At 67.4% G+C, this 9,335-nt stretch carries 9 protein-coding genes and 1 pseudogene; 7 read left to right on the top strand and 3 right to left on the bottom strand.

The window, feature by feature from the left end; translation table 11 throughout:
* Positions 1 to 212: pseudogene (locus A5663_RS01700) on the top strand (phosphoesterase); the annotation flags it as partial.
* On the opposite strand, the gene A5663_RS01695 reads toward A5663_RS01700, so the two are convergent.
* Complete coding sequence (locus A5663_RS01695; protein WP_068143244.1) at positions 166 to 837, bottom strand: phosphatase PAP2 family protein; 672 nt, start codon at positions 835 to 837, stop codon at positions 166 to 168. The pseudogene A5663_RS01700 and the gene A5663_RS01695 sit on opposite strands and share 47 nt — an antisense overlap.
* A 48-nt stretch (positions 838 to 885) precedes the next feature.
* Here A5663_RS01695 and A5663_RS01690 point away from each other — a divergent pair, with 48 nt between their 5' ends.
* Both A5663_RS01690 and A5663_RS01685 read left to right on the top strand, forming a co-directional pair.
* Positions 886 to 1,368: a hypothetical protein gene (locus A5663_RS01690; RefSeq protein ID WP_068143242.1), complete on the top strand. Its 483-nt coding sequence runs from the start codon at positions 886 to 888 to the stop codon at positions 1,366 to 1,368.
* 35 nt (positions 1,369 to 1,403) lie between these two features.
* Positions 1,404 to 1,895, top strand: coding sequence for a DUF4334 domain-containing protein (locus A5663_RS01685; RefSeq protein ID WP_231976651.1), 492 nt, complete (start codon positions 1,404 to 1,406; stop codon positions 1,893 to 1,895).
* A 9-nt stretch (positions 1,896 to 1,904) separates the two neighbouring features.
* On the opposite strand, the gene A5663_RS01680 is transcribed toward A5663_RS01685, so the two are convergent.
* The gene (locus tag A5663_RS01680; RefSeq protein ID WP_068143240.1) at positions 1,905 to 3,377 is read right to left on the bottom strand and encodes an HNH endonuclease signature motif containing protein; all 1,473 of its coding nucleotides are present in this window, start codon (positions 3,375 to 3,377) and stop codon (positions 1,905 to 1,907) included.
* Positions 3,378 to 3,529: 152 nt separating this feature from the next.
* Between A5663_RS01680 and A5663_RS01675 the strand changes: the two genes are divergently transcribed.
* From A5663_RS01675 to cysC, 4 genes are all read left to right on the top strand, one after another.
* Entirely contained in the window at positions 3,530 to 4,900 is a 1,371-nt protein-coding gene (locus tag A5663_RS01675; protein WP_068143238.1) for a sulfatase, read from the top strand.
* A gap of 65 nt (positions 4,901 to 4,965) precedes the next feature.
* Positions 4,966 to 5,769, top strand: coding sequence for a Stf0 family sulfotransferase (locus tag A5663_RS01670; protein ID WP_068143236.1), 804 nt, complete (start codon positions 4,966 to 4,968; stop codon positions 5,767 to 5,769).
* On the top strand, positions 5,766 to 6,677 hold the full coding sequence (gene cysD / locus A5663_RS01665; protein WP_068143234.1) for a sulfate adenylyltransferase subunit CysD: 912 nt from the start codon (positions 5,766 to 5,768) through the stop codon (positions 6,675 to 6,677). Before A5663_RS01670 ends, cysD begins: the two co-directional genes overlap by 4 nt.
* Entirely contained in the window at positions 6,677 to 8,548 is a 1,872-nt protein-coding gene (gene cysC / locus A5663_RS01660; protein WP_068143233.1) for an adenylyl-sulfate kinase, read from the top strand. Before cysD ends, cysC begins: the two co-directional genes overlap by 1 nt.
* Here cysC and A5663_RS01655 read toward each other — a convergent pair.
* Entirely contained in the window at positions 8,536 to 9,297 is a 762-nt protein-coding gene (locus tag A5663_RS01655) for a trans-aconitate 2-methyltransferase (RefSeq protein WP_068143231.1), read from the bottom strand. The two genes, cysC and A5663_RS01655, sit on opposite strands and share 13 nt — an antisense overlap.
* Positions 9,298 to 9,335: the final 38 nt, after the last annotated feature.

The raw sequence follows: 9,335 nt of genomic DNA, 5'->3' as shown, positions 1-9,335 counted from the left end.
GGCTCGCGAAATTACGGATCCTCGTCGACGTCGCGTTGGGCAGGCTCGAGCGCAGCCCGCTGTATCACGAGATGCGGGTGCCTCAGTTCGAGTTCACCGCAGTCGACGGCCCGACGACGCTGGCGCTGGACGGTGAAGTCGGAACCGAATGCAGCACGGCCACTTTCAGCGTGCAATACCGGGCGCTGCCGGTGTTTCGTCCGCTTCCGTGATCGGCCGCGTCGGCGACACGGTCAGTAGGCAGAACACGAAATACGCGTAGCCCAAGGCCCATCCGGCAACCACATCGGAGGGATGGTGCACGTTGAGCACCACCCGGCCGAGACCGATCGCAATGACGACGACCGCACCGAGCGCGACCAGCCAACCGCGAATCGGAGCCCGAACGACCGGAAGTCCGACAGTCAGCAGCGCAAGCACCGCGACGAGGACACCGAGCGCGTGGCCCGAGGGGAACGAGGTGCCGAGCGCGGTCACGAGCGCGGTATCGGGCCGGGGACGGTCGGCTGCCACCTTCGCGGCCTCGGTCACGAGACCGGAAAGCTCGACGCTGATCAGCAGGAACATCGCGAACCGGACGTTTCGGCGGGCCAGCGCCACGATGATGAGCACGACGGTCAGCAGCCGGAATGCGGTCGGACCCAGGATGGTGCAGAAAACGTCCCAGCCGAACAGCCAACCGGGGCGCCCCTCGCCGCGTTGGTGAAACCACTCGAGCGCCGCGGTGTCCACCGCGGTCAGCCAGGCCCATTGCTGCAGGTAACCGATCCATAGCAGCGAATACACCACGACTGCGGCGAGGGCCGAAAGCGCCAGCAGGCGCTTGTGCGTAACCACGGACTCACGTCTACCACCACAGTCTGAGTGCCGTTAGGCTGCGTGCCCATGGCCGTGTTCCTGCGCAAGCTGCTCCGGATCGGAGGCCTGCCCGACGAGTTGCGCGCGGCGGTCCAAGCAGAAGGCGTGCTTTTCCTGGCCGAGTACATCGCGGTGACGCGGCGGTTCAGCGGGAAGATCCCCGGCAGGCGCGCGAACGCCAACGTGACGAGCTACGTCGGCTCGCTGACGCTGACGAACCAGCGGGTGCTCGGCACCCTGTCGACGGTGCCGAAGCTGGCGCCGCGCACCATCGACCAGCGCTGGGATGCCGCGCAGTCGGGAGCCGTCACCGCTGAACTGTCGGAGACGGGGATGAAGCTCGACGTCGACATCGCGGCGATCGATTCGCGGTTCAGCGGCGAGCTTTCGATGCACTACAAGGTGACGATCCCCGAAGACGTGCTCACACGCCTGCCCCGGCGGACCCTGTCCTTCGACGTGCCGCCCGAGTACGTGTTTCGGGCCGTCGGAGTGCCTTATCACCCGTAGTGTGGTGACAGTCCTCCGCTGGATTGGAGCGCACCGTGAGCGACGAGCTGGCTCGCAAGAAGTTCACCGAACTCAAAGAACGTGCCGGCCAGCGTCTGGTAACCGGGCCGCAGCGATTTCTCATCCCCGACGCCGATCTCGACGACTTCTGGGCGACGCTGGAACCCGCGACCATCGACTTCATGATCGGTGAATGGATCGGCGGCGAGTTCGACACCGAGCATCGGGAGAACGGGACGTTGGCCGTCATCAACTGGTTCGGCAAGACATTCAACTCCGCAACCGACGTCAAGCCGCTCGTCTGCCTCGACGCCGACGGCAACAAGTACTCGAACATCGACAACGGTGAAGGCAGCCTGTGGATGGAGGAGTTCCGCGGGGAAGTCACCGCGACGATGGTCTTCGACGGCCAGCCCGTGCACGACCACTTCAAGAAGATCGACGACAACGCCGTCATGGGCATCATGGACGGCAAGAACGCCCTCGACAACGGCCGCTACGCCTACTTCTATCTCGAACGGGTCTAGTCGGGAGGCTCAGAACGGCGGCGGCTTGTTCCGTTCGGCGGCGTAGGCCTCGTTGTGGCGCCGTTCCTCCGAGATGGCCCGGGCGCGGTTCTCTGCGCGAGTTGCCTTGCGGCGCGGCATCTTCAGGCCGCGCGCGACGCTGGTTTGCCGCGCCAGGTCGGTACGCACCATGGCGGGGGCGGTCGGCCGGCACAGCGTAGGGAACAGCAGCCGACTGCCCGGATGGGTGGTGATCCGCTGTCCGTGGCGTGATGTCCAGATGACGGTGCCGTCTGGACGTTGTTCGTCAAGCCAGCCGCCAAAAGTCTTCAGCAAGTGATGTTTTCGGCACAAGCATTTCAGGTTCGACGCCTGCGTCGGCCCCGCCGGATAGGCGATCGTGTGGTCGATGTCGCAATTCGCGGCGGGCTCGTCACAACCGGGGAATCGGCACCTCAGGTCCCGGCAGCGCACAAACCACGCCAGCGCCGCCGAGGGGATGTAACGCGGCTCGGGCGCACCGTCACCGGGGTGTCGGATGTACTGAAGCTTGGCGGTGCCCGCCAGCTTCGCTGCCAGCAACGGAGCGGGCAGCAACCCCCTGCCCATCAGGAACGCCGGGTCCGTTGCCGCCCGGCCAGTCGGTTCGCCCTCCGGCCGCGGCGCTTTCCCGTCCAAGTGCGCCGGGGTGTCATCGGTCAACGACTCCTCCCGAGCCACGACATGAATCACGACCGCACTCGGGGTCGCCGCGGCGGCGTCACAGTCCTCACGCGCGCAAGCGCACTGCAGCCGGTCCGCACCATTACCGAGCGCACCCAGGGCGTCGCTGCGACGCTGATCGGCTGTTCGCGGATCGTGTTCGCACACCGCGGCGGCCATCGCGTCCAGGCGGGCATCGAGGGCGGCGGCGTCAGCGGCGAACAACCATGCCTCGACCGAGGCGGTCCCGGATCCGTCTTTCGGATCGTGAACATCGACGAACCGGCCGCGCGCACTGAGTTCAGTCCGTCGGACCGCTGCCGGATCGTAGCGGTCGACCCAGTAGTCGATCTCGTTTTGAAGCTTCTGAACCGACAACGACCCCCACCCGCCGATGTGTGCAGCCAGCTCCGTGTCGACCTTGGCCATGGCCTCCGGATCGCCGATCAACCGCGTACGCGTCACCACCGCGGCGACCATCCGGTACGAGATCGCCCCCGCAGCGAAGACCTCCGCAACGCGCGGCAGCCGCTGCCGCAAGTTGTCGGCAATCAACAGCTGGTGCGACGCAACCCCCAGTGACACGCCCTGGGCGGCGGCGACCTCGGCGGCGGCCATCGTCCAGTTGTCCATGCACCACTGCTCCCGGTCCACCGAGCCGGCCTCAGCCAACAGCCGCTCCAGCACGTCCGCGCCGGCGTCCAGTCGGCGGGCGCACGCGGCGTTTTCCACCCGAGCCCACGCACCGACCGCCGCTGCACCGCGGGTGCCTCCGGCCGCGGCCACCAGGTCATCGAACACGCTTTCGAAGTTACTGAGAATCCCGCGCGTCTACCAGGCCCGACAGCCGCCCTGTGGATGAATCGGGACTTGGGGATAACCCGTGAGCCAAAGGGTTGCCCGCCTGTGCCGCCTAGGTTGGGGTAGGCACGACCGCGACGAGAGGAAGTTCAGTGACCGACCCCCGGCGAGACAATGTGCTGCTCGTGCACTGGCACGATCTCGGACGCTATCTCGGCAGCTACGGTCACCAGGACGTCTCGAGCCCGTGCATCGACGAGCTCGCCGCAGACGGCATCCTGTTCACACGCGCACACGCCACGGCGCCGCTGTGTTCGCCGTCGCGCGGTTCGCTGTTCACCGGGCGGTATCCGCAGAGCAACGGCCTGGTCGGGTTGGCCCACCACGGGTGGGAGTACCGCGCCGGCGTGCGCACCCTGCCTCAGATTCTCTCCGACAATGGTTGGCATACAACCCTTTTCGGTATGCAGCACGAGACGTCCTATCCGGCCAAGCTCGGTTTCGACGAGTTCGACGTGTCCAACTCCTACTGCGAATACGTTGTCGAACAAGCGACCCGCTGGCTCGCCGACCCACCTGAGAAGCCCTTCCTGCTGACGGCCGGTTTCTTCGAGACGCACCGGCCGTTCCCGCGCGAACGGTACGAACCAGCCGACACCACCGACGTCGTCGTGCCGCACCATCTGCCCGACACCCCGGAGGTGCGACAGGACCTCGCCGAGTTCTACGGGTCGATCTCGGTTGCCGATGCCGCGGTCGGCCAGCTGCTCGACGCGCTCGAGACGACCGGCCTGGACCGCACCACCTGGGTGGTGTTCATGACCGATCACGGTCCGGCACTACCCCGGGCGAAATCGACGTTGTACGACGCCGGTACGGGCATCGCGATGATCGTGCGCCCGCCGCGCGGCGCGGCCATCGCGCCGAAGGTCTACGACGAATTGTTCAGCGGCGTCGACCTGCTCCCCACGCTCCTCGAACTTCTCGGTGTCGACGTCCCGCCCGAAGTAGAGGGTCTGTCCCACGCGAAGGGTCTGCTCGCCGCCGACGCGGCGGACCCGATTCGCACCGAGGTCTACACCGCCAAGACCTACCACGACTCCTTCGATCCGATCCGCGCGATTCGAACCAAGGAGTACAGCTACATCGAGAACTACGCGTCCCGGCCGCTGCTCGACCTGCCGTGGGACATCGCCGACAGCGCGCCCGGCCGCACCGTGGCGCCGCTGGTGCAAGCCGAGCGGCCGCAGCGCGAACTGTATGACCTGCAGGCCGACCCCGATGAAGCGAGCAATCTGCTCGGCCCGGACAGCACTGAGGAGGCGGAAGCCATCGCCAACGATCTCGCGCTGCTGCTCAACGACTGGCGGGTCAAGACCAACGATGTGATCCCGTCGGACTTCGCCGGCACCCGCATCGCCGAGCGCTACACCGAGACGTACCTTCGCATCCAGCGCCGGCTCCCGAGCCGTTCGGCGATCGCGGCGGAACGCGGCATCGCGGGTGACCACAGCGGCCAATGATTTTGCTCAGTCTGAGCGAAACCCATTGGAGTGTCGTCTCTTTGCAGTGTGGGTAAGCTGCGCGCATGTCAGCGCACCCGACGGCGTACCTCGTCCTGGCGTCCCAACGCAGCGGCAGCACCTTGCTGGTCGAGTCCCTGCGCGCGACGGGCGTCGCCGGGGAGCCCGGGGAGTTCTTCCAGTACCTGCCGACCACCAGCCAGTCGCCGCAACCGCGGCAGTGGTTCGAGGGCGTCACCGACGAGTCGATCCTGCGCCTTCTCGATCCCCTCGACGAGGGCAGGCCCGACCTCGCCCCGCCGGAGATCTGGCGGGACTACATCCGCACGGTGGGCCGCACCCCCAACGGCATCTGGGGCGGCAAGCTCATGTGGAACCAGACGTCGCTGCTCCTGGAGCGCGCACAGGATCTTCCGGACCGTTCGGGCACCGGCCTGCTCTCGGCCATTCGTGACGTCGTCGGCAGCGACCCGGTGCTCATCCACGTCTATCGTCCTGACGTTGTGTCACAGGCGGTTTCGTTCTGGCGCGCGGTGCAGACGCGGGTATGGCGGGGCAGGCCGGACCCCATACGGGATGCCCGCGCCGAATACCACGCGGGTGCCATCGCCCACGTCGTCACGATGCTGCGCGCACAGGAGGAGGGCTGGCGAAAGTGGTTCGCCGACGAGAGCGTCGAACCGATGGAAGTGCCGTACCCGGTGCTCTGGCGCAACCTCACCGAGGTGGTCGGCGACGTCCTCGAAGCGCTCGGTCAGGACCGAAGGCTAGCTCCGCCACCGGTTCTCGAGCGGCAGGCCGACCAGCGCTCTGACGAGTGGGTCGACAGATACCGAGCAGATGCCGAGAAGGAAGGGCTGCCCACATGACGGTCGACACGCTGCACGTCGACGAGCTGCGCCTGTTGGAGGCCGAGGCCGTCCACATCATCCGCGAGGTGGTCGCGGAGTTGGAGCGGCCGGTGCTGCTGTTCTCGGCAGGTAAGGACTCGATTGTGCTACTCCGGTTGGCGGAGAAGGCTTTTCGGCCATCACCGCTGCCGTTCCCGGTCATGCACGTCGATACCGGGCACAACTTCGCCGAGGTGATCGAGTTCCGCGACCGCCGTGTCACCGGGCAGGGCCACAAGCTGATCGTGGCCTCGGTGCAGGAGTCGATCGACCAGGGCCGCGTGGCCGATCCGGGGCCGGGCGCGTCGCGCAACCGGCAGCAGACCCGCACCCTGCTCGACGCATTGGAGGCCGGCGGCTTCGACGCCGCGTTCGGCGGTGCCCGCCGTGACGAGGAACGCGCCCGCGCCAAGGAACGCATCCTGTCCTTCCGCGACGAGTTCGGCCAGTGGGACCCGCGCGCCCAGCGGCCCGAACCGTGGTCGCTGTACAACGGCCGCATCAAGAAGGGCGAGCAGGTGCGGGTCTTTCCGCTCAGCAACTGGACCGAGCTCGACATCTGGCGCTACATCGAGCTGGAGAATCTCGAATTGCCGTCGATCTACTTCGCCCACGAGCGGGAGGTCTTCGAGCGCGACGGCATCCTGCTCGCGGTGTCCGAGTACGCCGGCCCCGTCAACGGGGAGACGGCCGCGGTCGAGTGGGTGCGCTACCGCACGGTCGGTGACCTGACCATCACCGGAGCGGTGCGCTCGCAGGCCACTGACATCGAACGGGTGATCGCCGAGATCTCCGCCGCCACGGTCTCCGAACGCGGTGAAACCCGCGCCGACGACCGTACGTCCGCGGCTGCCATGGAGGACCGCAAGCGTGAGGGGTACTTCTGATGACACGCCAGCTGCTGCGCATCACCACCGCCGGATCTGTCGACGACGGCAAGAGCACGCTGATCGGCCGGCTGCTGCACGACACCGACAGCCTTCCGCTCGACCACCTGGAGGCGGTCACCGACGAAGACGGCTCCGCCGACCTGGCCGCGTTGTCCGACGGCCTGCGCGCCGAGCGCGAGCAGGGCATCACGATCGACGTGGCCTACCGGTTCTTCTCGACGGCCACCCGCAGCTACATTCTCGCCGACACCCCGGGCCACGAGCGCTACACCCGCAACATGTTCACCGGCGCGTCCAATGCCCATGTCGCGGTTCTGCTCGTCGATGCGCGTGCGGGGGTGCTGCGTCAGACGAACCGGCACGCCCGAATCGCAAAGTTGTTGGGCATCAAGCACTTCGTGGCCGCTGTCAACAAGATCGACCTCGTGGACTTCGACCAGACGCGGTTCACCGAGGTCGAACAGGAACTCGCACAGGTCGCCGCTCGGCTGGGCAACCTCGACATCGCCGTGATCCCCATCGCCGCGAAGTTGGGCGACAACGTCGTCAACCGCTCCGACCGCACGCCGTGGTACGAGGGCCCGACGCTGCTCGAATACCTCGAGGGAATCGAACTGTCTGCGCCGCAAGCGGAGCCGGACAAGCTGCGTCTGCCGGTGCAGTGGGTGTCGCGCCCGACGGCCGAGCAGCGACGGCGCTACACAGGCCGACTGTCCGGCGGAACGCTGAAGGTCGGCGACCCGGTGGTGAGCCTGCCGGCGGGCACCCGTTCGACGGTGATGCTGGTCGACGCGCTCGACGACGAGCGCACGACAGCCGTTGCGCCGCTGTCGGTTTCGATCGAGCTCGCCGACGACATCGATGTCGGCCGTGGTGACGTCCTCGTCAGCGGGTCCGACGAGGCGGTGCTGCCAGTCCTGGCTCGCGAGCTCGACGCGACGTTGTGCTGGTTCCGCGACAGCCCGTTGCGGGCGGGTGACCGGCTGGCGCTCAAACAGGGCACGACGACCGTCCGCGCCACCGTGCAGGCGCTGCACAGCCGACTCGATCCCGAGACGCTCGACGAGATCGACAGCCCGGTCGAGTTGGTGCTCAACGACATCGGATCGGTCACACTGCGCACGAGTTCGGTCGTGATCGCAGACCCGTACCTCGACAACAGGGACAGCGGCGCCTTCATCCTGATCGACGAGGCCACCAATGACACCGTCGGCGCGGGCACCATCACCGAACCCCGTGAGGTCAAGCCGGGCGAGCAGACGCGCAACGACATTCGCTGGCACCCCTCGTCACTCGATCGCGACTACCGGTGGTCGGCCACGGGCCAGCGCGGCGCCACCATCTGGTTCACGGGGCTGCCGGCGTCCGGCAAGTCGACGATCGCGGTGGCCGTCGAGCGCGCGCTCGTCGAATCCGGTGATGTCGCTTACCTTCTCGACGGCGACAACATCCGGCACGGCCTGTCCGACGACCTCGGCTTCTCCGCCGGTGACCGCGCCGAGAACATCCGCCGGGTCGGGCACCTCACGCGGTTGTTCGCGGACGCCGGGGTCGTGGCGCTGGCGTCGCTGGTGTCGCCGCTGAAGTCCGACCGCGAGACGGCCCGCGCGCTCAACGATGCCGCCAAGCTGCCGTTCATCGAGGTTCATGTGGCCACTCCGGTCGACGAGTGCGAACGCCGAGACCCCAAGGGGCTCTACGCCCGGGCACGCGCGGGTGAACTCAAGGGCCTCACCGGCGTCGACGCACCGTATGAACCACCCGAAAACCCGGACCTCGTGCTCGACACGACGGGCGCCGACATCGGTGAACTGGTCAAACAGGTGATCGCACTGCTCGACGCGAAACGCGGCACTCAGCCCACCTGAGCCACAACGAAGATCCGGCGGAACGGGAACAGCGTCGTGCCGTCCGGGCGCGCCGGATACGACGCGTCCAGCAGCGGGATCAGCTCAGATCGGAACTCGTCCCACTCGGTGTCGGTGAGCCGGCTGCGCACCGGCCGCAGCGCAGTGCCGGTGATCCACTCGAGCACCGGGTTCGCACCGGTCAAGACGTGCACATATGTTGTCTCCCAGGCGTCGACCGAGCATCCGGCGTCGGCGAGCAGCCCCGCGTAGCCGACCGGGTCGTCGACCTGCCCGTCGCGGAACGGGAAGTCCCGTAACGGTTCTGCCCAGCGGTCGCGACCCGCGAGTTCGCGCACCGCGCGATGGGACGGCGCGTCGAAGTTGCCCGGAACCTGCACCGCGATCCACGCACCGGCGCAGAGCTGTTCGGCCCAACCGGCCAGCAGCTGCGGATGGCCGGGCACCCAGTGCAACGCGGCGTTGCTGATCACGACGTCGGTGTCGGGTCTCGGCGCCCAGGAGCGGATGTCGCCGACGTGCGCATCGATTCCGCGCTCGCGCGCTGCGGCCACCATTTCCGGCGAGCTGTCCAACGCTTCGATAGTCGCCAGTGGCCAGCGCTGCCTCAGGCTGACCGTCAGATTGCCCGGCCCGCAGCCCAGATCGGCCACCCGCCGGGGCGCATCGGCCCCGACGCGGGACACCAAGTCGAAGAACGGGCGCCCGCGCTCGTCGGCGAAAGCCAGATAGACATCCGGGTTCCACATGCGGCAAGTGTGGCATCACCGGGAGTTACCATGCGAAC

Origin of the sequence: Mycobacterium sp. E740, from assembly GCF_001672895.1 — a bacterium.
Taxonomy (GTDB): Bacteria; Actinomycetota; Actinomycetes; order Mycobacteriales; family Mycobacteriaceae; genus Mycobacterium.
Note: the sequence above shows the minus strand (reverse complement) of the source record. Positions and strands in the feature narration are given on the sequence as shown.

What these genes read in the sequence shown, in the direction of transcription:
- A5663_RS01655 (WP_068143231.1), bottom strand. Translation starts at nt 9,297, where the DNA reads ATGTGGAACCCGGATGTCTATCTGGCTTTCGCCGACGAGCGCGGGCGC.
- cysC (WP_068143233.1), top strand. Translation starts at nt 6,677, where the DNA reads ATGACACGCCAGCTGCTGCGCATCACCACCGCCGGATCTGTCGACGAC.
- A5663_RS01690 (WP_068143242.1), top strand. Translation starts at nt 886, where the DNA reads ATGGCCGTGTTCCTGCGCAAGCTGCTCCGGATCGGAGGCCTGCCCGAC.
- A5663_RS01670 (WP_068143236.1), top strand. Translation starts at nt 4,966, where the DNA reads ATGTCAGCGCACCCGACGGCGTACCTCGTCCTGGCGTCCCAACGCAGC.
- cysD (WP_068143234.1), top strand. Translation starts at nt 5,766, where the DNA reads ATGACGGTCGACACGCTGCACGTCGACGAGCTGCGCCTGTTGGAGGCC.